25 protein-coding genes are annotated in these 22,593 nt (G+C 31.0%); 17 read left to right on the top strand and 8 right to left on the bottom strand.

What is annotated here, in order from left to right; all coding sequences use genetic code 11:
- Positions 1–176: 176 nt before the first annotated feature.
- Both AB8U03_RS08940 and moaA read left to right on the top strand, forming a co-directional pair.
- Entirely contained in the window at positions 177–647 is a 471-nt protein-coding gene (locus AB8U03_RS08940; RefSeq protein WP_369704203.1) for a spore coat protein, read from the top strand.
- 264 nt (positions 648–911) lie between these two features.
- Positions 912–1,880: a GTP 3',8-cyclase MoaA gene (moaA, locus tag AB8U03_RS08935; RefSeq protein ID WP_369704202.1), complete on the top strand. Its 969-nt coding sequence runs from the start codon at positions 912–914 to the stop codon at positions 1,878–1,880.
- Positions 1,881–1,883: 3 nt separating this feature from the next.
- Here moaA and AB8U03_RS08930 read toward each other — a convergent pair whose 3' ends face one another.
- Positions 1,884–2,696: a lecithin retinol acyltransferase family protein gene (locus AB8U03_RS08930; RefSeq protein WP_369704201.1), complete on the bottom strand. Its 813-nt coding sequence runs from the start codon at positions 2,694–2,696 to the stop codon at positions 1,884–1,886.
- A 23-nt stretch (positions 2,697–2,719) separates the two neighbouring features.
- Entirely contained in the window at positions 2,720–3,001 is a 282-nt protein-coding gene (locus tag AB8U03_RS08925; protein WP_369704200.1) for a DUF4491 family protein, read from the bottom strand.
- Positions 3,002–3,323: 322 nt separating this feature from the next.
- On the opposite strand from AB8U03_RS08925, the gene AB8U03_RS08920 reads away from it, so the two are divergent.
- Genes AB8U03_RS08920 through AB8U03_RS08905 form a run of 4 tightly spaced genes read left to right on the top strand, consistent with a single transcriptional unit; the run spans position 3,324 to position 7,319 of the window.
- The gene (locus AB8U03_RS08920; RefSeq protein ID WP_369704199.1) at positions 3,324–4,559 is read left to right on the top strand and encodes an ABC transporter substrate-binding protein; all 1,236 of its coding nucleotides are present in this window, start codon (positions 3,324–3,326) and stop codon (positions 4,557–4,559) included.
- A gap of 28 nt (positions 4,560–4,587) precedes the next feature.
- Positions 4,588–5,469 carry an ABC transporter permease gene (locus AB8U03_RS08915; protein WP_369704302.1) on the top strand — a complete coding sequence of 294 codons (882 nt, stop codon included), beginning with the start codon at positions 4,588–4,590 and terminating at the stop codon, positions 5,467–5,469.
- On the top strand, positions 5,456–6,262 hold the full coding sequence (locus tag AB8U03_RS08910; protein ID WP_369704198.1) for an ABC transporter permease: 807 nt from the start codon (positions 5,456–5,458) through the stop codon (positions 6,260–6,262). The genes AB8U03_RS08915 and AB8U03_RS08910 overlap by 14 nt, the downstream gene beginning before the upstream one ends.
- A 28-nt stretch (positions 6,263–6,290) precedes the next feature.
- Complete coding sequence (locus AB8U03_RS08905; protein ID WP_369704197.1) at positions 6,291–7,319, top strand: ABC transporter ATP-binding protein; 1,029 nt, start codon at positions 6,291–6,293, stop codon at positions 7,317–7,319.
- A 16-nt stretch (positions 7,320–7,335) separates the two neighbouring features.
- Here the strand turns inward: AB8U03_RS08905 and AB8U03_RS08900 are convergent, their stop codons facing one another.
- The gene (locus AB8U03_RS08900) at positions 7,336–7,917 is read right to left on the bottom strand and encodes a hypothetical protein (RefSeq protein WP_369704196.1); all 582 of its coding nucleotides are present in this window, start codon (positions 7,915–7,917) and stop codon (positions 7,336–7,338) included.
- A 123-nt stretch (positions 7,918–8,040) separates the two neighbouring features.
- On the opposite strand from AB8U03_RS08900, the gene AB8U03_RS08895 reads away from it, so the two are divergent.
- Positions 8,041–8,700: a hypothetical protein gene (locus tag AB8U03_RS08895; protein WP_369704195.1), complete on the top strand. Its 660-nt coding sequence runs from the start codon at positions 8,041–8,043 to the stop codon at positions 8,698–8,700.
- Positions 8,701–8,745: 45 nt separating this feature from the next.
- The gene (locus AB8U03_RS08890; protein ID WP_369704194.1) at positions 8,746–9,111 is read left to right on the top strand and encodes a GerW family sporulation protein; all 366 of its coding nucleotides are present in this window, start codon (positions 8,746–8,748) and stop codon (positions 9,109–9,111) included.
- Between the two features lie 103 nt (positions 9,112–9,214).
- Here the strand turns inward: AB8U03_RS08890 and AB8U03_RS08885 are convergent, their stop codons facing one another.
- Positions 9,215–10,108 carry a DMT family transporter gene (locus tag AB8U03_RS08885; RefSeq protein WP_369704193.1) on the bottom strand — a complete coding sequence of 298 codons (894 nt, stop codon included), beginning with the start codon at positions 10,106–10,108 and terminating at the stop codon, positions 9,215–9,217.
- A 155-nt stretch (positions 10,109–10,263) separates the two neighbouring features.
- Here AB8U03_RS08885 and AB8U03_RS08880 point away from each other — a divergent pair, with 155 nt between their 5' ends.
- Positions 10,264–11,055: an HAD family hydrolase gene (locus AB8U03_RS08880; RefSeq protein ID WP_369704192.1), complete on the top strand. Its 792-nt coding sequence runs from the start codon at positions 10,264–10,266 to the stop codon at positions 11,053–11,055.
- Positions 11,056–11,399: 344 nt separating this feature from the next.
- On the opposite strand, the gene AB8U03_RS08875 is transcribed toward AB8U03_RS08880, so the two are convergent.
- A complete protein-coding gene (locus tag AB8U03_RS08875; RefSeq protein WP_369704191.1) occupies positions 11,400–11,771 on the bottom strand; it encodes a DUF1634 domain-containing protein in 372 nt (123 codons plus the stop codon).
- Positions 11,772–12,608, bottom strand: coding sequence for a sulfite exporter TauE/SafE family protein (locus AB8U03_RS08870; protein WP_369704190.1), 837 nt, complete (start codon positions 12,606–12,608; stop codon positions 11,772–11,774). It lies immediately after the preceding gene.
- 128 nt (positions 12,609–12,736) lie between these two features.
- Between AB8U03_RS08870 and AB8U03_RS08865 the strand changes: the two genes are divergently transcribed.
- Positions 12,737–13,165, top strand: coding sequence for a hypothetical protein (locus AB8U03_RS08865; RefSeq protein WP_369704189.1), 429 nt, complete (start codon positions 12,737–12,739; stop codon positions 13,163–13,165).
- A 49-nt stretch (positions 13,166–13,214) separates the two neighbouring features.
- Here AB8U03_RS08865 and AB8U03_RS08860 read toward each other — a convergent pair whose 3' ends face one another.
- Complete coding sequence (locus tag AB8U03_RS08860) at positions 13,215–14,519, bottom strand: aminotransferase class V-fold PLP-dependent enzyme (RefSeq protein WP_369704188.1); 1,305 nt, start codon at positions 14,517–14,519, stop codon at positions 13,215–13,217.
- Positions 14,520–14,773: 254 nt separating this feature from the next.
- Here AB8U03_RS08860 and dhaK point away from each other — a divergent pair, with 254 nt between their 5' ends.
- The 6 genes from dhaK to sdaAA all read left to right on the top strand — a co-directional run bounded on the left by dhaK (position 14,774) and on the right by sdaAA (position 20,334).
- Positions 14,774–15,778, top strand: a complete 1,005-nt coding sequence (dhaK, locus tag AB8U03_RS08855; RefSeq protein ID WP_369704187.1) for a dihydroxyacetone kinase subunit DhaK — start codon at positions 14,774–14,776, stop codon at positions 15,776–15,778.
- 12 nt (positions 15,779–15,790) lie between these two features.
- Positions 15,791–16,435 (top strand): dihydroxyacetone kinase subunit DhaL, encoded by a 645-nt coding sequence (gene dhaL, locus AB8U03_RS08850; protein ID WP_369704186.1) that lies wholly within the window; start codon positions 15,791–15,793, stop codon positions 16,433–16,435.
- A gap of 16 nt (positions 16,436–16,451) precedes the next feature.
- Positions 16,452–16,847 (top strand): dihydroxyacetone kinase phosphoryl donor subunit DhaM, encoded by a 396-nt coding sequence (dhaM, locus tag AB8U03_RS08845; protein WP_369704185.1) that lies wholly within the window; start codon positions 16,452–16,454, stop codon positions 16,845–16,847.
- A 469-nt stretch (positions 16,848–17,316) separates the two neighbouring features.
- Entirely contained in the window at positions 17,317–18,654 is a 1,338-nt protein-coding gene (locus tag AB8U03_RS08840) for an APC family permease (RefSeq protein WP_369704184.1), read from the top strand.
- A gap of 120 nt (positions 18,655–18,774) precedes the next feature.
- Positions 18,775–19,458 carry an L-serine ammonia-lyase, iron-sulfur-dependent subunit beta gene (gene sdaAB / locus AB8U03_RS08835; RefSeq protein WP_369704183.1) on the top strand — a complete coding sequence of 228 codons (684 nt, stop codon included), beginning with the start codon at positions 18,775–18,777 and terminating at the stop codon, positions 19,456–19,458.
- 3 nt (positions 19,459–19,461) lie between these two features.
- A complete protein-coding gene (gene sdaAA / locus AB8U03_RS08830; RefSeq protein ID WP_369704182.1) occupies positions 19,462–20,334 on the top strand; it encodes an L-serine ammonia-lyase, iron-sulfur-dependent, subunit alpha in 873 nt (290 codons plus the stop codon).
- Positions 20,335–20,511: 177 nt separating this feature from the next.
- Here sdaAA and AB8U03_RS08825 read toward each other — a convergent pair whose 3' ends face one another.
- The gene (locus AB8U03_RS08825) at positions 20,512–20,715 is read right to left on the bottom strand and encodes a cold-shock protein (protein WP_106011167.1); all 204 of its coding nucleotides are present in this window, start codon (positions 20,713–20,715) and stop codon (positions 20,512–20,514) included.
- A gap of 467 nt (positions 20,716–21,182) precedes the next feature.
- On the opposite strand from AB8U03_RS08825, the gene AB8U03_RS08820 reads away from it, so the two are divergent.
- Positions 21,183–22,367, top strand: a complete 1,185-nt coding sequence (locus AB8U03_RS08820; protein ID WP_369704181.1) for an MFS transporter — start codon at positions 21,183–21,185, stop codon at positions 22,365–22,367.
- The last annotated feature ends 226 nt before the right edge of the window (positions 22,368–22,593 follow it).

Genomic DNA, 22,593 nt, shown 5'->3' with positions numbered 1-22,593 from the left:
TCTGTGTACCCTCCACTTATATATTTTATATTTGTTAGGAGCTTACATAAATCTTTCTACTATATTATACGATTGAAGAATTTCTATTGCTTCAAATAAGATTATATTTTATTTGAAGTATTTTTTTAGGTATAAAATCATCTTTTATTATACAAAATAAAATTGGAGGTGTTTTTATGTCAATAAATTTAACAAACAAAGAAAGATTACTGTTGGAGGATCAAAAAAGCCATGAAGCTATGTGTATAAACAAGTACACAAATTATGCCAATCAAGCTAAAGATTCTCAGCTAAAACAATTGTTTTTAAACAATGCTTCAATTGAGCAAGAACACTTGAACAGCGTTAATTCACTTTTAAACGGAACAGTTCCAGATTTAAATAATAAGCAAGGTAATTCCAATTTAAATGTAAATTCAAGTAGCTCTTCACCGCAGGTAGGTATGGCTCAAGTTAGCGATGAGGATATGTGCAAGGATATGCTTATGACTGAAAAATATATTTCAGGTACATATGATACTTCAATATTTGAATTCAGGGATACAAATGCCCGAGATGTATTAAATCATATACAAAAGGAAGAGCAGAAACACGGTGAGTCCATTTATAAGTACATGGAAAGCAAGGGTATGTATAAGCTTCAGTAGTAAAATCATCTTACAAAAATATCATATAGCTAAAAAGGGATTATAAACTAACATTAATCGTCTTAAAAGCAATAGAAATATTCATAATACTTTTGAGGCGATTTTTAATATTAGACTTGCATACTATAATTTTATGATATATCATGAAATCATAGTATAACTTGATGTGGCAAGTCAAAGAGGTGATTATATAAGTAAAATTGCTTTAATATTCATGGATAATTCAGAATATTGATGTATTACTTAGACATAGGAGGATTAGTTATGGAAGATAAGTATGGAAGAAAGATAAATTATCTCAGGGTTTCACTTATAGATAGATGTAACTTAAGATGCAGATATTGTATGCCTAAAGAGGGAATAATAAAAAGACCCTATAATGAATTATTAAGGTTCGAAGATATATTAAAGATTATTAAAGCAGCAGCTCATCTTGGAATAAATAAAATTAGATATACCGGAGGAGAACCACTTATAGTAAAAGATATAGACTATTTAATAGAAGAGACTGCCAAGATACAGGGAGTTTCTGATCTAGCCATTACTACTAATGGTACATTATTATATGATTTAGCAGACAAATTAAAATCAGTTGGCCTAAAAAGAGTAAATATAAGTTTGGATACTTTAAAAAGGGACAAGTTTAATTATATTACAAGGGGAGGTAATATAGATACTGTATTAAAATCTATTGAAAAGTGCTTGAGTATTGGATTAACACCTGTTAAGATAAATGTCGTACTTATAAAGGGATTTAATGATGAAGAGGTTGTAGATTTTATAAGAATTACAAAAGATTTGCCTATAGAAATTAGGTTTATTGAATTAATGCCAATTGGACAGGGTGAAAAGCTTTATAAAACCAGTTATTTATCTTCGGAAAATGTTTTGAAAATTATAAAAAATACTTTTGAGTTAGTTCCTCAGAAAACTCATTCAGGAAGTACAGTTTCTTTATACAAGGTGGATAATTACCGTGGTAATATAGGATTTATAAGCCCAATGAGTTGTAAATTTTGTAAAAATTGCAATAGAATAAGACTTACTTCAGTGGGAAACCTAAAACCCTGTTTGCATTCAGACAAAGTAATTAATTTAAAATCCTGTCTGAATAATGCTGAACTTCTTACGGAAAACTTAAAACAAGGCATACTTAGTAAACCATTACAGCATAATATGGATTCAAAAAATAAAAGCGAAAGCAATAAGATGATGTATCAAATAGGAGGTTAAAAACTATTGTAAGTTTATCCCCATTGCTGTAAATATTTTTATCTGGGCTAATTCTGATTGGGACAAGTTGGTTAGCTGATAGGATTTTGAATTACCGGTTTTAGCCCAAATAACAAAATGTTCACAGTTATTTTCTAAAAGATTATAGCTTTTTTCCCCAAGTCTTGTTTCTGCCCTTTTTACAGTCTCTTTAGGATTAAATTCCACACTACTTTTTACATTTAAAATAAAATAATTTCCTGGTTTAAAATAAGTATCCATATCTGTTTCCTTTATTTGGGCATCTGTTGCAGTACCTGTACTGCTGCAATAATGAATCACTTTATTATTGCCAATATATATTCCATAGTGATTATATTTATATCCCATAAAATTATCAGTAGTTCCCACTATATCCCCATATTGAGGTTTTCTTACAATTCTCGATAGCGTAGATGAATTGCCTGCTTTTATAGTGAAGCATAACTTTTTGTCCTCTTTCATCCTATAATTTTTAAAATGTAAATTTGAAGATAAAGTAACATAAATTTTATCATTTTCATTAAATCCATCTAAAGGGGGATTTATAAGTAAAGTTTTACCGTTGGCACTGGGAAATATATATACATCAATAGTGTCATTATTTTTATCTTTTACAGATATATTTTTTAAAGTGGAATCGTTCCATATAATTTGACCCTCTAGTGGTATTTGAATCTGACTGTATTTATAAATATTTGTTGCTTTATTTTGAAATATATAAGTTCGACAGATAAAAAATGCAGCCGCAATTATTATAAATATTGATATTAATTTTACAAAAAAGTATTTCTTCATCTAAGACACCTTGCTTTGTATTTTTAATTATCTTTTTTAGGAAACCAACCTTTAGATACCCTTTCCTTTTGTTTAAATAATTCCAATATACCCCATAGAAAAGTGAAACCTAAAATGCCTAAAAAACCAGATAGTATGTTGGATTTAATTAATAGGGAAAATGCTATGCTCAAACAACCTATTAATAAAAATAAAGGCCATATTTTTACTCCAAAATAATATTCACCTTTTATTACAAGTATATGGCCAATACCTGTTAAGATTAATACGAAAATACCAGTTATAAGTCCATAGTAATTAAGCATGTAATCCCTCCTTATCAAGTGATTTTTGGGTTAAGGTGGAAGTCTTAACCATAAGGAATGCCACCGTATCTGAAACCTTAGAAAAACTTATCCAGGGGTGTATTATTGCTTATCCCACACTTTATGAAGTGATGGCCTTAGCAATGATAACCATCGGATAAAAATTTTGAATTTTACTGCCTGTACTAAATATAATACCAGTATATCTTTTTTATGTACATCCTACTATTATAAAACCAAATAGATGATATAAATTTTATATGATATAATAGCTATGGTATATCTGGATTCATATAATTTTTGAGTTTAAGGGAGGTATAGTATGAAAAGGTTTATTTCGGTGCTTTTACTGCTGATATTTCCAATTTTTCTCTTAGCAGGATGTGGACAAAAAAATAATCAGGCAGAAAATGAGTTTAAGAATAAAAACTGGAACGATATATTGAAATCTGCAAAGGGAACTACTGTAAATTTTTATGGATGGGGAGGAAGTGAACAAACCAACAAATGGTTGGATAATTATCTTTCTAAAGAGTTGAAACAAAAATACAATATAACTTTAAAAAGAGTACCTATGGATATTGATGATATATTGAATAAAATGCTTGGGGAAAAACAAGCTGATGGAAAGGGCACTATAGATGTAGTTTGGATAAATGGAGAAAATTTTTATACCGCAAAAAAAAACAGGTTGTTGTATGGACCATTTACGGGAAAATTACCTAATTATAAAAAGTACATAGATCAAAATTCCAAGGATGTCCAGTATGATTTTGGATACCCCATAGATGGATATGAAGCACCTTATGGAAAGGCACAATTTGTAATGATATATGATACAGCAAAAGTAACAAATGCTCCTAAAAACTATGAGGAGCTTATGAACTTTATAAAGGCGAATCCAGGAAAGTTTACCTATCCTGCACCACCGGATTTTACGGGAAGTGCCTTTGTAAGAAATATAATATACGATATAGTTGGTTATCAAAAATTCTCTAATATGAAACCGGATAAAGAAACTGTGGAAAAAGAGATAAAACCGGCTATAGATTATTTAGAAGAAATAAAGCCTTATCTTTGGAATAAAGGCGAAACTTATCCTTCCAATATATCTATGTTAAATAATTTATACAGTGAGGGACAAGTATTGGATACTATGTCTTACAATCCCAATTCCGTAAGTCAGCAGATAGAAAACGGTCAGTTTCCCAATACCTCAAAATCCTTTCTTTTTGAAAAAGGGACTGTGGGAAATACTAATTTTCTAGCAATACCTTTTAATGCTCCCAATAAGGCAGGGGCTATGGCGGTTATCAATATGGTGTTGAGTTTCGATGCACAATATTCCAAGTATAATCCTGATGTGTGGGGAGACTTGCCAGTATTTGATAATAATAAATTGGATAATAGTGAAAAGGAAAGGTTGGGTAAGGTAAAGATTGGTGAAGGTGCAATTCCTCAGGAACAGCTTTTTAAAGCCAGGTTACCCGAAGTACCGGCAGATTTAGTACCTATTATAGAAAAAGTGTGGATGGAAAATATACCAAACAAAAAATAGAGGAAGGGTAAAGGTGAAAAACCAGCTTATAGAAGAAAAAATGAAACCCTATTTTCTGTTAAGTCCCATGTTAATTATAATTGTAGGTATTTTAGGTTTTGGAATAGTAAATTGTATACTTCAGAGCCTAGGATATTTTCCTGCAGTGGGACTGAGAGAGATAACATTTAAATATTATAGAGAAGTATTTACCTCAGCTGATTTTATTCAATCCCTTAATTTTAGTGTGTATACTTCTATGGTATCTTCTATTTTATCAGTTGTCATGGGAATAAGTATTGCCTATTTTATACTTATTAGTAATAAGGGAAATGGTGTTTTAAATAAGATATATAGAATTCCAATAATAGTGCCGCATACAGTGGTGGTGCTTTTAGTATTTAATGTGTTATCTCAAAGTGGAGTAATCTCAAGAATTTTTTATTATATGGGGATTATAAAAAATACAAGTCAATTTCCTCTATTTATTTTTGATAGAAAGGGACTAGGGATAATTACTACATATGTGTGGAAAGAAGTACCTTTTATTGCATTGGTGGTTTATGGAACTATGTCAAGAGTGAATAAGAAATTATTTGAAGCCGCGTTGAATTTGGGTGCCAGTAAAAAAAGAGCTTTTTTCTATGTAGTATTGCCGCTCATAATGCCTTCCGTAGTTTCATGTTTTTTGATAGTATTTGCATTTTCCTTTGGGTCTTTTGAAGTTCCCTATTTAATAGGACCGACCTTCCCAAAGGCTCTTCCCGTTAAAGCGTATATAGAATATTCAAATTCTGATTTAACCAATAGGCCTTATGCCATGGTGATAAATACTATACTTATTATTATTACCTCTATACTGATATTTTTATATGAAAGATGTTTTTCATTATTTTGGGGAAAGCAGGATAGAAAATATGATAGGAAATAAAAACATTGTATCTAAAATTTTATTATATATTTTAGCTTTTATCTGCCTGTTTCCCATAATCATACTTATAATTTCAGCTTTTTCAGGAAATTGGCAGTGGCCTTATTTTATTCCAAGACAATTTAGCTTGAGGGGAATTAAGTATGTACTCAGCAGTAATAATTCTTTGAAAGTTTTAATTTATAGTGTAATTCTTTCAATGACAGTTACATTAATTACCATTACAATAAGCATACCAGCAGGACGTGCCCTTGGGATATACCATTTTAAGGGTAAAAATATAGTAAAGTTAATAGTACTTGCGCCTATAATAATACCACCAGTATCAGTTGGAGTGGGTATACATGTAGAATTTTTAAAGATTGGTATTGCAAATAGTTTTCTGGGTGTTGTTATAATTCATCTGATTCCCTGCATTCCCTATGCAGTGAGAATTATATCTGATGTGTTTGAAATATTGGGTGAACAGTTAGAACAACAGGCAAGGGTTCTAGGTGCTACTAAAATTCAAACGTTTTTTTACGTTACTTTGCCTACAATTATGCCCGCAGTGACTTCCTCTGCCTTTCTAGTATTTATAGTATCTTTTAGCCAATACTTTTTAACTTTTTTAATAGGAGGAGGAAAAGTTGTAACTTACTCTATTTTGATGTTTCCATTTATCGAAGGTGGAGATGAAAACATTGCAGCAAGCTTTAGTTTGATTTTTATAATAACTTCATTAATAGTTTTATTTGTAATAGAGAAAATTCTTAGAAGTTATTATGAGATGGAAGATTATTTTTATATATAATTGAATTTATTGAAAATGGAGATTAAAAATGTTTGGCATAGAACTTGTTAATATTAAGAAATCCTTTAATGATAAATATGTTTTAAAGAATGTAAGCTTTTCTGTGAATGAGGGAGAAATACTATGCCTTCTTGGACCATCAGGCTGTGGCAAAAGTACCATTTTAAAAATAATTGCAGGGCTTTTGGATGCAGATGATGGTAAAATATATCTAGATGGTAATTTAGTGAATAAAATTCCAGTAGAAAAAAGGGGGGCAGTTATAGTATTTCAGGATTTTTTACTTTTCCCACACTTGAACATAGAAGAGAATATAAGTTTTGGGTTGAAAATGAGAAAAAAAAATAAAAAATATATAATAGAAAAAGTAAAAAAAATCACTAAAATGGTTGGCCTTGATGGAATAGACAGGAAATATCCTTCTGAACTCTCAGGAGGACAAAAACAAAGGGTGGCACTAGCTAGGGCATTGGCAGTGGAACCCAAAATTTTATTGCTGGATGAGCCCTTTGCCAATTTGGATATAAACATTAGAAATTCCATGAGGGAACTTATACGTAATTTGCAGAGGAAATTAAATATAACTACTATTCTTGTAACTCACAATAAGGAGGAGGCTCTTACCATGGGTGACAGTATAGCTCTTATGATAAACGGGAATATAATACAACAGGATTCACCTGAGAATATGTATGAAAAGCCAAATTGCAAGGAAACTGCCAATTTTTTTGGAGATGTAAACTATATAGAGGGAAAGATGAAAAACAATATATTCAATTGTAAATTTGGAAGATTTCGGGCTACAGGCTATATTGGAAATGAAGGATGTGTGGAGGCACTTATAAAACCTGAAAAAATAAAACTCTTTAAAAATAAGGGGGATAATAAGGGTAAAATTTTAGATAAGAAATATGCAGGGGATAGAATTTATTATACAATAAAACATGGTGATTATTTCCTGAAATGTATAGAAGATAGTTCCAATAATTTTCAGGTGGGGAGCAATCTATATTTTAATATAGATTTTTCAAAAGCAGTATATTTTAATTCAAAGTGATGGACTTATACAACCATCACTTTGAATTAAACGGTACAAGTAATTTTATTTTATTTTCTATAAAATTTTTTTGCCCATAGTCTATATATATGTTGGCATAAATATCATTTACTGAATTGGGTATTATCCAGTTGCCCGTTAATTTTTTTATTTTATACTCAGCTATCTTTTCGTATTTAGGACTTTCTTTATCAGTAGATATAATTTCTGTGGATTTACTGTTAAAGCTTTGCAGATTCTGATTTTTACTATCACCTACATTTACAACATAAGTTTTGATGTTTTTATTTGACGTTTCTTTTATGTATTGATTTTTATTTGAGGATGAAATTGGAACTAAATTTTTGCTTTCAAGGATCTTGTCTACAAGACCTGTTTCCTTAGGCGCTGATACCCATATTAAAAGTGGAATAATAAATAATATAAATATAGCTGATATACACATGACCGTTATATTTATAATCATTCTCTTTATCCAATATTGTAGTATTTTCTTTTCACTATAGTTTTTGCCTATTATTTTTTTATTTTGTTTACGAAATAATTTTATCCCCAACAATATAGTTAAAAAACCTGATAAATATAAGAAAAAAAGCATAATTAATCTCTCCTAATATAAACTTCATATAGATTTTAACAGAAAAACTTATAAAAATATATATTTAATTTGCTAAACTTTTAGGTTTCATAAATTTATAACAAATAAGGAGGTATTTCTAATTTGATCATTTTAAAAATAATTGGAATTGCAATTTTACTATTTATATGCTTCTTAATTTTTCTAATAGTATCTAATACAAAATATGAAATTAAATGTATTTTAAAAGAAAATACACTTAATTATAACTTAAAGGTCAAATTACTTTTTGGAATTATTTCTGTAATAGGAACAGGAGGGGAAGAAAAAACAAAGATATTTATAAAAATATTTTTTTTGAAAAAAAGAATCAATATAAACTCTAAAAAAGATAAAGATCTTGAAGATAATGCCTCTAAACTACAGTACAATATTTTAGATAAAATTAAAAAAGTCTATGAATATAGAAAGTCCATAAAAAAAATTATTTTTATAATTAAACCTAAATATGTTAAAATAGAAGGAAATTATGGATTGAAAGATCCCTTTATGATTGGAATGCTAGGAGGGGTATTTGCTATAATTGGGAATATAGCTCCCAAAAAATCTGTAAATATAAAACCGGATTTTTTTAATGAGATTTTTAATTTTTGTGTTGAAGCTGGAGGAAGTTTTAGAATCATATCTTTAATTTTTATGGTTTTTAAGTTATTGTCATCTCATTTTGCAAAAAAAAGATTTCATAAAAAGTATATAATTAGAGAATACAGATTAAAAAGGTCAAAGGAAATCAAGGTCAACTAAGTTTTAATGTATCAGATCAATTGATTATTTAAGGGAGGTATTTATATGGATATTAAGGAAAATGCGGAAATGCTATTTTCAAAATTAGAAAATTTTTTAAAAACAGAAACTGTTGTAGGAAAACCCATAAATGTAGGTGATATAATTCTAGTACCATTTATAACTGTTAATTTTGGATGTGCAACTGGTGGTGGGGGACAAGAGGCTGCTGCAGATAAACAGGAAGGTTCTGGTGCCGGTATGGGTGCAGGGGCAAAGATAACTGCAGATGCAGTACTTGTAATAAAAGATGATACAGTTAAAGTTATTCCTATAAAAAGCAAGGATAATTTAGATAAAATTATAGAATTAGTCCCTGGTATAATTAAGAAAATGGGCATAAAGAAAAATAAAGATAAAGAAGAAAAGTAGACTATACACATATACAGTGAAACAATAATTCTCAGTATTAAAATTATGAATTGGAGTATACGATCTATTGGATCAAGTTTAGTGTACTCCCTTTCAGTGCATTCTAAGAGTTCTTTTTAAATGTAAATTTTAATTTCGTTTCAGAGATCACTACAGATAGAAATATTATGCTGCAGCCTATTATCATATTTAAGGTAAATACCTCATTTAAGAATATTATGGATATAATTGCTCCAAATACGGATTCCAGGGAAAGCAATATTCCAACATGATTTGGGTTAGTATATTTTTGGGCCACGTTTTGAATTAAAAATCCTATCATAGTACTGAAGACTATTAAATAAAAAAGTGGGAACAGAGCATCTTTAGGTATTCTTGAAAAATTGGGCTCAAAAATAATTGCAGATAAAAGAGAAAAAACACCGGCAAACATCATCTGTACTACAGATAATATTACAGGATTGGATCTCCTTGCAAAGCAGGCTATGGAAATTATATGTGATGCAAATAAAACAGCTGACAAAAGTGTGAGCCAGTCTCCAATATTTATATTGAACTGCATATCGGATTTCAAACTTAATATGGCTATCCCAATAAGGGAAATCACAGCTGAAATTATAGCACGATATGTTGGCCTTGTCTTAAATACCGCCCAGTATAAAAAGGGGAGTACGATTACATAAACTGAAGTTAAAAAAGACTGCTTGCTTGCAGTTGTATATTTAAGCCCTATGGTTTGTGCTGTATATGCTAAAAATAGGAATATACCTATTATAAGACCTCGAATTATATCTTCTAAAGTTATTTTTATCATTATTTTTAAAAATATAATTGAAATTAAAATTCCAGCACATAGAAATCTTATAGCCATCGTATATAAAGGAGTTATATTACTTAGAACGTCTTTTGTAGCAGCATAACCTCCACCCCATAACATAGCAGCCAGTAATAGAGATAAATCCGCTATCAAATTTTTTTTGTTTCCTTGAATTTCCATAATTCATACCTCTAATATTTTATTTTTGGCATCGTCAAATATATTGTAGTGATATTTATATTTATTGTCAAATAATTTCAGCTGAAAGCATTTGACAAATTAATTTTTATAGACAAATAATGATTATATGGTACTTAGTACAAAGGAGGACATTTATGTATAAATTAGTATCCATGGATATGGATGGAACCTTGCTAAACGAAAATCATGTTTTAAGTAAAAATACCATAGATATAGTGAAAAAAATAAAAAAAATCGGAGTAAAGGTAATCTTAGTCTCAGGAAGGGGAATTAACAGTTTAAGAGTTTTCGCAGATGAATTGGAACTGGAGGATTTTCTCATATGTCTAAATGGAGCAAATTTATATAAAGGGGGAAAATTGATTTCAGGGGAACCTATTGAAAATGAAATATGTAGTGAAATTATACATACATGTGAGAAAAATAATATCTATACTATATTATTTGATAATGAAAAAGTTTATATAGAAAAACCTACTGATTATATGAATATAAATGCTTACATAGGAAATTGGAATGTAGTTGGAAAGTTATCTTCATTTTATAATAACCAGACAATGTATAAGATGGTGCTTTCGGAAGATCGGAAAAAGCTTTTAAAAATAAAGAAAGAAATACTGGATAAATTCAATGATAAAATAAATGCAAATTTTTCACTCCCAAATTATCTGGAAATATTCAGTAAGAATGTAGATAAAGGAAGAATGATTAAAAAGGTTGCAGATCATTATAAAATAAAAAGAGAACAGATATTATCTATAGGAGATTGGGATAACGATATGCCAATGATAAAATATGCAGGGTTTGGTATAGCAATGGGCAATGGTTGTGAGGCATTAAAATCAGTGGCAGATTATGTAACTAAAAGTAATAGAGAAGATGGAGCGGCCTATGCATTGGAAAAGTTTATATTAAATAAATTATAAAGTAAATTAATATTAATGAGCATAGACATAGAGGGACTTGTAAAGAGCTCATTGAATTTAGGTGTAGTTCAAACTAAAGAGTATAGTGTAAAAATTATAATATGAAAAGTTATTTGGCAAGAAACCTTTAGTAAGTACAATCCATGCAGGGCTTGAATGTGCACTTTTTGAAGAAAAGTTTAAGGGACAATTAGATATGATATCTTTAGGACCAACTATGTTTGGAGTCCATACTGCAGATGAACATTTGAGCATACCGTCTACACAGAGAACATGGAAGTATCTTGTTGAAGTATTAAAAACTCTTAAGTAAATAAAAAGGCAGATTTTAATCTGTCTTTTTATTATGCCTTTCCTATAAAAACACTTAGTATAAGTATTACAAGTACTAATGAGGTGATTTTTACATATAGATAATCCTTTTCTTTAAAAAATACAAATATGGAAACTGCTACACGAAGTACTGGTATTGCCATTAAAAATAATAATCCTAATAGTATAACTGCATAGGGTTTAAATTTTATACTTCCCTTTAATATTTCAATGGGAGTAGTTGGAAAGTAATTTCCGCTGTAACCACTGGTACCGGATATCAAAAACATTGAAAATCCTATGGTTATTACAATTGAACTTATTATTACCCCTATTCTTAAAAATGAGCCTATTATCATGTCCATTTCTTCCATTTCTTCATTGGTGACTTTCTTCTGGTACATTTATTTACCCCCTAATCCCTTTAGTATCATCTCCACTGATATATATATCAAAAAAGGGATGAAGATTTTTCTTATAGTTTTACTTTTCATATTTTGCATGATTTTAGTGCCAATGGTAGCCCCAGCTAAGACTCCCAAAGCTACTGGAGCAGAAATTTTAGGATCAATATCTCCTCTTAGCAGATATATACTGGCGCTGGCAACTGCAGTGACACCCATCATGAAATTACTTGTAGCACTGGAGACCTTTAAAGGAAGTTTCATAAATAAATCCATGGCCATAACTTTAAAACTTCCACTTCCAATTCCAAGAAGGCCGGAAATAATTCCAGCACCGTACATTATTCCAAATCCGCTGGGAACACCAGCTACTTTGTAGAATACATTTTTATCTAGGGCCTTATCGTAGTAGTGCCCATTTAATTTAAGCTTTTCCGCCAGTGGGTGGGTTTCAACATCATTGGGTAACTCACTTTTCCTTTTTTTAAACATGGCAAAAGCAGAATATAGGAGAAGCAGGCCAAAAAGAAAATAAAGATAATCAGGGCTTATAATTCCTCCTAAAAAAGCTCCGGTTATTGCACCTATGGTGGTAGCTATTTCAAGAAACATCCCAACTCTTAAATTTGTTATTTTATCCTTTATGTAAGCTGCAGCAGCTCCGCTTGACGTAGCAATTACGGATATTAAGCTTGCCCCAACTGCATATCGTATATCTATTCCAAATAATAGGGTAAGGGCAGGAGTAATTACTGTTCCGCCGCCTAGACCTAAAATAGAACCAATCATACCTGCGAGTACAGATATACCTAGAAGTTCTAATAAAAATAATGACAAAATACCATCTCCCGTGTTGAATAAGTTTTATTTTTCAAGTATTATTATAACAAGAAAAAATATATATTAGAAATATATATTTAGTGTTTTTAATATATTAAATTTATATACTATAGGAGATATTATAAATGAATGAGAAAAGTTTGAATTTCAATATTAAAATATTAATTTTTGTGGGAATTTTGGCTACAGCATATCTTTACATAGATAAATTAGAAATGCTTGTATTAATACCTTGTATACTGTGTATATATGATGGAGTTTATATATTCCTTAAAGTCAAAAATAGAGATGGGATTAAATTGATATTTTTCATAGGTACTGTTTTAGCATTGATTTTAATGGTTCATATTACAGTAGTATATGGTATATCCAATCCAGTCCCTGTAATTCTCATATTTATTATGACTAATTTGTTTTTTTTGTATAATCTAATACTATACTCTTTTAATAAATATAGTAAAACAAGTCTTGTGTTTATATTTTTAGGATGGATTATATGTGACAGTATTCCGATACTTATGGTACTTATATTGTCAGCAGGACTTTCTAGTTGATAATATCAAAAATACAACATAGTACACTATGTTGTATTTTGAATAAAAATCACTTTTTATTTTTGATTATTTTCTTTAAAGTATCTATTAAAGTGTCAACTTCATTATAGGTGTTATATAGACCAAAGCTTAATCTGACAATACCAGGATGAAAATTATTAAAATGAGTTTTGAAATAGTTTATTTCCTCAGGAGAAAGTCCCAATAGCCTTTGAACATAAGGATGGGCGCAGAAACAGCCGCTTCTTACTGAGATACCTGATAAATCTGATAGAAGTTTTGCAGTGGTTTCATGGTGAATTCCTTTTATATTAAAGGGAAGAATGGCAACTTTATTGCAACTTGGATTTGTGTCGCAGTATATGGTAATATCTGGAAGCTGAAGCATTTTACCCAAGGCATAATTGTATATGTCCATCTCCCTCTTATCTATAGAATTTATCGATAATTTATTTAATACTTTAATTGAAGAAGTAAGGGCTGTAACTCCAAGTACATTAGGAGTTCCTGCTTCATTTTTTCCAGGAGGGTCATCCCAGAGCACATAATCATCTGTTACCACTTTTATTGTGCCGCCCCCGCTGTATTCAGGTGATGCATTATAGAAGGTATTTTTTGGCCCTATGAGTACTCCTATTCCAAAGGGAGCATACATTTTATGGGCAGAAAAGGCTAAATAGTCAATAGATTCTTCTTTTGATTGCTGTTCCATATATATGGGATAATGTGGCACAAGCTGTGCGCCGTCCACTAAAATTTCAGCTCCGTGGCTGTGGGCAATTTTAGCTATTTTATATATTGGATTTTTATATCCAGTTACATTAGATGCCCCAGTTACACATACAAGTTTCACTTTACCATGATGCTTTCTTAGTTTATATTTTAAGTCTGACAAACTTAATTTACCAAGCTCGTCCACTTCGACATAATCCACTTTAAATTTACTTCGCCATGGTAAATCATTAGAATGATGTTCCATTCTGGTAGACAATATAATTGAGCCCTCATATAAATCGCTAAATATATAAGATAATTTATTAATGGCTTCTGTAGTATTATTTACATAAATTACTGTATTTTTTTTAGAATTGCAGTGTACAAAGTTACATATAATATTTCGTGACATTTCATAGGCATCGGAAGATAATTTGGATTTAAAACCAGTTCCCCTATGGATGGATGAATAATATGGTGAAAAACTATTTATTTTTTCCATAACATAGTTAAAAGGAGGAGTAGTAGCGGCATTGTCAAAATTTATAGCAGGTACAAGTCTGCCGTTTTTTAAGGGAACTTTTATATCCGCACCGGCTATGAGATCTCTATAATTATAAAATGTTTCTGTATGAGGCATATAAAAATCACTTCCTGTTAGTCTTAATATAGTTTAAAAGTAATTGTACAAATATAGAAAATATACTTTTGTATTTATTTATATTATGTAACTGTAATTGTAAATGTACCAAAATAGTTTTGCTTTTATAATATAATATTCACAACTATATCATATTTTGATAAAATATAGGTAATATAAGTATAGTATACAGGAAAAGATTTAAAATAAAATCGAGAGGGGGAATTGCCACTTAAAAGTGGCAATGTTATATGATGAAAAAATTAATAAATGATCCTAATCTGGTAGTGGAGGATATGGTACAGGGGATGGTAACGGCACATCCGGAATATCTGAAAAAGAGCGAAAAAGGAAATATTCTAATAAGAAGTGACGCACCAGTAAGAGGTAAGGTTGCACTTGTAAGTGGTGGGGGCAGTGGACATGAGCCGGCTCATGCAGGATATGTTGGAAAGGGAATGCTAAGTGCTGCGGTTTTAGGTCCTGTATTTACTTCTCCTACTCCAGATCAAATATATGAGGCCATTAAGGAAGTGGATGGAGGAAGAGGAGTACTACTTATAGTAAAAAATTACAGTGGTGACGTGATGAACTTTGATATGGCAAAGGATATGGCAGATATGGACGGAATAAAAGTAGACAGTGTAATTGTAAATGATGATGTAGCTGTTGAAAACAGTACTTTTACAGCAGGCAGACGTGGAATTGCAGGTACCGTATTTGTGCATAAGATATCCGGTGCAAAGGCACAGCAGGGAGCAAGTTTGGAAGAAGTTAAAAAAGTTGCAGAAAAAACTATTGCAAATGTACGCAGCATGGGAATGGCATTGACTCCTTGCATAGTACCAGCAGCAGGAAATCCTAATTTTACTCTTAAAGAGGATGAAGTGGAGATAGGAATTGGTATTCATGGAGAACCAGGAACTCATAGGGAAAAAATAAAGAGTGCAGATGATATAGCAGAAGAATTGCTGAATAAAATTTTAGAAGATATGACCGTTGAAAGTGAAGAAGAGGTTGCGGTAATGGTAAATGGAATGGCGGGAACCCCTCTTATGGAGTTATATATAGTGAATAAAAAGGTAAATGAGATTTTAACTGAGAAAGGTATAAGGATTCATAAAACTTTTGTAGGAGAATATATGACATCCCTTGAGATGGCAGGATGTTCTATAACTCTATTGAAATTGGATGAAGAATTAAAGGAACTATTAGATGAAAAGTCAGATACTTTAGGATTTAAAGTGATGAATATATAAGGAGATAGATATATGAGTGTAAATGGAAAACAAGTAAAAGAAATAATAAATGCCATAGCTGTGGTTATAGGTGAAAATAAAGATTATTTAACTAAATTGGATGCAGCTATAGGAGACGGAGATCATGGCTTGAATTTAGACAGAGGATTTGAAGCTGTGAGGAAAAAATTAAAGAACGAAGGTGAAAGCGACATAGGCAATATTTTAAAAGATGTTGGCATGACATTGGTTTCAAATGTGGGAGGAGCTTCAGGCCCGCTTTATGGTACGGCTTTTATGAAAGCCGCAGTGACAGTAAAAGGCAAAAATACTGTAGATATAAATGATTTTTTTAAAATGCTTCAGGAAGCATTGGCAGGAATTAAAATGAGAGGCAAGGCAGAACTTGGGGATAAGACTATGATAGATTCCATAGAACCAGCAGTAAATTCATTAAAAAATTCATTGGATAAAAGATTAAATGATGTGGAAGCACTTAAAAATGTAAGGGATGAAGCTCTTAAGGGAGTGAATAATACTAAAAATATAAGTGCAAGAAAAGGAAGAGCCAGCTATTTAGGAGAAAGAAGTATAGGGCATCAGGATCCTGGAGCTACTTCCAGCTATCTTATACTCAATGTCATTTATGAAGAGATAAAAAAACTAACAGCAGATTAATAAAGAGGTGGATTTTATGGTTGGTATTGTAATCGTATCTCATAGCAGTGAGATTGCCAATGGAGTGAGAGATTTAGTTCAGCAGATGTCCCCGATAAGTAGTGTTGTATCTGCAGGAGGAACATCAGATGGAAGGCTTGGTACTGATGTAGATAAAATAAAAAGTGCTATATTGGAAGTTTATTCTGAAGATGGGGTGCTAATATTATTTGATTTAGGTAGTGCTTATATGAATGCTCAAATGGCTATTGAATTTTTAGACGAAAATATGCAATCCAAAGTAGAAATAGTAGATGCAGCACTGGTAGAAGGGGCATTGACAGCTGTAGTGGATTCAAGCATAGGTAAAACCAGAGAAGAAATAAAATACAATTTAAAGCCTCTCTGCATCAATAAGATGCCGCATAAATAAATTTTAAAAGAAATTAGGAGGATAGATGTCCTAATTTCTTCTTAAATTTATATGGATATTTTCAATTGACAGTTAATTGCTATATATATATCATAAAATGATTTATATAATTAAATAGCGTAAACAATTGCAATATATTATGTAATATTTCTATAAGTGATATAAAGATATTAACTTTTGCTAAGAATTTTATTGTATAAAGGATGCTAATATGTTATTATAAAAACGAAAAATAAAAACAATATACCAAATGTGTATTTTATATACGAACGATAATTTAAAATAAAACGTTTAAATAGTAAGATTTTATATTTTATATAAGCAGCTGTGCAGGTAAATAAATTTTGACATAGTGAATAATAAAATTCTATTAATAGAATTTTATAACTAAATTATTTCATATTTTTGAATAGGCTTACTAAGATTTACTAGAGCAATAATTATATTTATAAAGAGGAGGAAATCAATAATGAGCAAGAATGAACTAAAGAAAAACTTAGGATTAGTACCTGCTCTCGCCATAGTTGTTGGAATGGTCATAGGTTCTGGTGTATTTTTTAAACCTACTGCCGTATTTAATGCAACAGGAGCACCAGGGCTTGGAATAATGGCATGGATACTTGGCGGAATTATAACTATAGCAGGGGGACTTACTGCTGCTGAAGTTTCAGCAGCAATACCAAGAACAGGGGGAATGATAGCTTATCTGGAGGAGACATACGGAAATATGTGGTCCTATTTGTTAGGATGGGCACAGACTGTAATATATTTTCCAGCTAATATTGCTGCTCTTTCCATAATATTTGGAACTCAGGCAGCTTCATTACTGGGTATGTCTGATTCAGCCATAGTTATAATAGCTATTATAGTTACTATATTTTTGATAATCATGAATTCACTTGGTTCTAAAACCGGCGGTGCCATTCAGACCGCTGCGACTATATGCAAGTTAATACCGTTGTTCGCAATTATAATAATAGGATTTATAAAAGGAAATGGTGGGGTAGTAAGACTATTCCCAATTGTGGCCCAAAATCATCCCATAACCACAAGTCTTGGATCTGCCCTTGTAGCTACAATGTTTGCTTATGATGGGTGGATAAACGTTGGAGCTATATCTGGAGAGATGAAAAATCCAGGAAAAGATCTTCCAAAAGCAATTGTAGGTGGATTATCATTAGTAATGGCTGTTTATTTACTTATTAATGTAGCTTATTTATTTGTGTTACCGGCAAGCAGCCTGGCAGCAACAAAAACACCAGCAGCAGCTGTAGCCAATATAATATTTGGACAAGCAGGTGGAAAAATAATAACTGTAGGAATATTAATATCGATATTCGGTACTATAAATGGATATATAATGACAGGTATGAGAGTTCCATATGCCATGGCTATAGAAAATAAATTACCAGGAAGCAAATGGTTGTCAAAATTAACTCCGAATTCTAAGGTACCTGTAAACAGTGGTATACTGTTGGGAATTATATCAATAATATTTATATTTTCAGGTAAATTTGATCAGCTGACAGATCTTTTGATATTTGTAATATGGATATTCTATGTAATGACTTTCTTTGCAGTATTTGTTCTTAGAAAAAAGAGGCCGGAGCTTGAAAGACCGTATAAAGTTCCGTTTTATCCGGTAGTTCCTATTATAGCTATAGTGGGAGGGCTTTATATAATATTTAATACATTGTTTACTCAGCCTTTAAATGCAGGATTAGGTTTGATTGGAACTTTGATAGGCTTACCTGTATATATAAGTAGAAAGAATAAGTTTAAAAAGATTGATGACAATGAAGATTAAGAAATTTTTTTAATATGTAAAATAAACACTATTATTATTTAAAAGCTAGTTGCAAATTTTAATAGTGTTTTATCTTTTAAATATTTTTACAGCCAGAATAATGAAAGGTTGGTGTTAAGAATGAGGGAATATAGTGTTTTTGATATATTAGGGCCTATAATGATAGGGCCATCAAGCTCACATACTGCTGGAGCAGCAAGACTAGGAAAAATTGCAAGAACTATAGCTGGTGGCAAAGTTCAAAAAGTACAGTTCTTCCTTCATGGTTCTTTTGCAAAAACTTATAAAGGACATGGTACTGATAAAGCATTGGTTGCTGGAATATTAGGCATGAATCCCTGGGACGAAAATTTAAAAAAATCTATGCAGTTGGCAAAAGAAAAAAATATACAAGTTGAATTCATAGAAACGGATTTGGGAGATGTGCATCCAAATACGGTTAAGTTTATAATAACAAAAGAAGACGGCAATACTTCAGAAATAATGGGTTCATCCATAGGCGGCGGCAATGTAGTCATAAATGAAGTGGATGGAGATAAGATAGAGTTTACAGGGGCTTATCCTACTATATTGATAAATCATGTGGATATACCAGGTATGGTTGCCAAGGTATCTGATATACTTTATAAGTATAAAATAAATATAGCCTTTATGAAGGTGTACAGAAAAAGTATAAAAGGTGCTGGCGCAGCTATGGTATTTGAAGTAGATGATTTTATTTCAAAGAATTTAATAGATGAAATAAATAAAATACCAAATATACACAAAGTAAGGGCCATAAATCCTATAAGCGAGGAGGAATAATGTATGGTTAATACTGGAAAAGAATTAGTGGAAGCATGCCAAGAGAAAGATATGAAAATTTGGGAATATACAATTGAACAAGAGATGAAGTCCACTGAAAAAAGTAAAGAAGAGATTTTTAAAAATATGAAGAAGAACTTTCAGGTAATGAAGGATGCAGCAGAATATGGGTTGGAGCATAAAGTAAAATCAGTAAGCGGTCTTATAGGTGGAGATGCATATAAATTAAATGAATACTGCCGACAGGAGAAAACATTGACTGGCAGGTTTATGGTAAAGGCTATGGCAAGAGCTCTTTCCTGTTCAGAAGTAAATGCTGCTATGGGGAAAATAGTAGCAGCACCTACAGCTGGTTCTTGTGGAATAATACCGGCGGTCATAATAACTGCAGGAGAAAAACTCAATAAAAGTGAAGATGAATTGATTCAAGGTCTTTTTACGGCAACTGGAGTTGGAATAATAATAGCTAAAAATGCTACTATGGCAGGAGCAGAAGGCGGATGTCAGGCAGAATGCGGCTCAGCTTCAGCTATGGCAGCGGCAGGTATAGTTGAAATGATGGGAGGAACTCCAGAGCAGGCATTAAATGCCAGCGCCATAGTTATAAAAAACATAATTGGATTAGTATGCGATCCCGTAGCAGGTCTTGTAGAAATACCTTGTGCAAAGAGAAATGCATCAGGAACTGTTAGTGCATTGACTACGGCTGATATGGTTATGGCAGGTGTGGTCAGCAGAATTCCATTTGATGATACTGTTTCGGCAATGTATAAGGTGGGTAAACAGCTTCCGTGTGCACTTAGAGAAACAGCTCTTGGCGGACTTGCGGTTACAGAAACTGGCCTTAAATTAAAACAAAAAGTACTTGGAAAATAATAAACATGCATGGATTTTAACAGAAAAAGGGATATATACATAAAAAACAAGTATATATCCCTTTTGAGTTTACCTGCGTTAATTTATAGTCATTATAAAAAACCACCCTTTCTAGAAAGGTGGTAAAACATTACACTCATTTATGTTAAGATGTTTTTTATTATATTGCAAAATATATTATAATTTTACAACATTGGCAGCTTGAAGACCTTTTGGTCCTTCTTCAACATCAAATTGAACTTTTTGACCTTCTTCAAGATTTTTTCTTGGTTCATCACTTTGGATTGCAGTGAAGTGTACGAAGACATCATTTTCTCCCGGTACTTCAATAAATCCGAATCCTTTTTCTGAATTAAACCATTTTACTGTTCCTGTTTTCATTTATTATCCTCCTAAAGATAAAACACTTATAATTGATATATCTAATTTTGTATATCGGTGTTTATTAATTACATTAGTATAACACAAAAATATAATATTAACAAGAGATTTGATAAACTTTTGATAACGTCATAGTATTACCTAACAACATTATTATACATTAAAATTGACATATTAGCAAAAAAAAATTATAAATTTGTATTGTAAATTTATAATTATTGACATATGGGTGGACTTTAACTAAAATGAATGTATTATATTAATATCATGCTTATTTTTTATGCGTGTGAATATGGCAAATTGTTATAAACAATTATATATAATGGGTCTGGGGATTTTGCGAAATATAAAATAATAGATAATTGAATAATATTATAACTTATTATGCAATTATAAGAAAATAACATTAATATATTAAGGCAATTGTAATTAAAAAATAAGTTTTTAGAAATAGGAGGTGATTTTTAATGCAAAAAGATGATTTAATTAATAAAGGTATAGAGCATCATCTTGTGCTGATTATGGCTGTAATTTGTGGAGTTACGGTGGCAAATTTATATTACAATCAACCATTATTAGGTCAATTATCCCGGGAATTTAATATATCCACAGGAAATATAGGGTTGGTATCTACCTTGACTCAAATAGGCTATGGAATGGGAATGTTTTTTATAATACCATTAGGTGATATTTTAGAAAGAAAAAATATGATTTTAAAATTATTGTTAGCATCAATGGCATCGCTGATGTTATTTACTTTTTCAAGAAGTTTAAGTTGGTTTGTTGGAAGCAGTTTTTTAGTAGGATTTACAACTGTAGTTCCACAACTTGTTATACCTTTTGCTGTAGAACTTTCTAGTCCTAATGAAAGAGGAGAAGTTTTGGGAACGGTTTTAAGCGGACTTTTGGTTGGAATTTTATTGGCACGTACTGTAAGTGGATTTCTGGGAGCATTTTTAGGATGGAGAAGCGTATATTATATTGCCTCAGCTCTTATGATTATTTTGTATTCAGTGGTGTATAAATTATTTCCTAAAAATGTTCCTAGTACCAAAGACTCTTATAAAAATATAATGATTTCTTTAAAAGATTTGGTGAAAAAGGAATCAGTACTTAGAGAATCCTCTTTAAGTGGAGCTATGATGTTTGGAGCCTTCAGTGTATTTTGGACAACTCTTATATTCTTTTTGGAATCTCCCATATATAATATGGGAAGTAAAGCTGCAGGGTTATTTGCACTATTGGGAATAAGTGGTGTTATTGCAGCACCCATCATGGGAAGACTTAGTGATAGGAAAAGTACTGAATTTGCTGTTGGAGTTTCTATTTTTTTTGCTGTAACTGGTTTTGTGGTGCTTTTTATATTTGGAAGTAAAATAATAGGGCTGATTTTAGGATTGATTTTATTAGATTTAGGTACTCAATCAGGACAAGTTTCTAATCAGACACGGGTACATAGTCTTTCTCCAGAATCTAGAAATAGATTGAATACGGTTTTTATGGTGGCTTATTTTACAGGTGGAGCCCTAGGTTCATTTGTAGGGACTTATAGCTGGAATTTATATGGTTGGAAGGGTGTTTGTACAGCAGGATTAACCTTTTTAACTGTAGCTGTTGTTAATCATATAGTTACCATTAAAAATATACTTTGAAATAAATATTTTAATATACTTGCAAAATAGAACAAATTACTATATAATAATAATTAGCAAAGGAAATCATTTATTTATTAGTAAAGCTTACTATAATTATCAAAATAGAGAATAATAGTAATAAATGCTATATGGAATAGTTGATTAAGGAAATTAATGCAGCTTTAAACATTGAAAATGTATTGAAATTAAATGTAGAAATTATTAAACAAGTTTTTAAATGTTT

This window comes from Clostridium moutaii (genome assembly GCF_041205085.1).
GTDB classification, from domain to species: domain Bacteria; phylum Bacillota; class Clostridia; order Clostridiales; family Clostridiaceae; genus Clostridium_B; species Clostridium_B moutaii.
The sequence above is the reverse complement of the archived record's forward strand: the minus strand, read 5'-3'. Positions and strand labels throughout refer to the sequence as shown.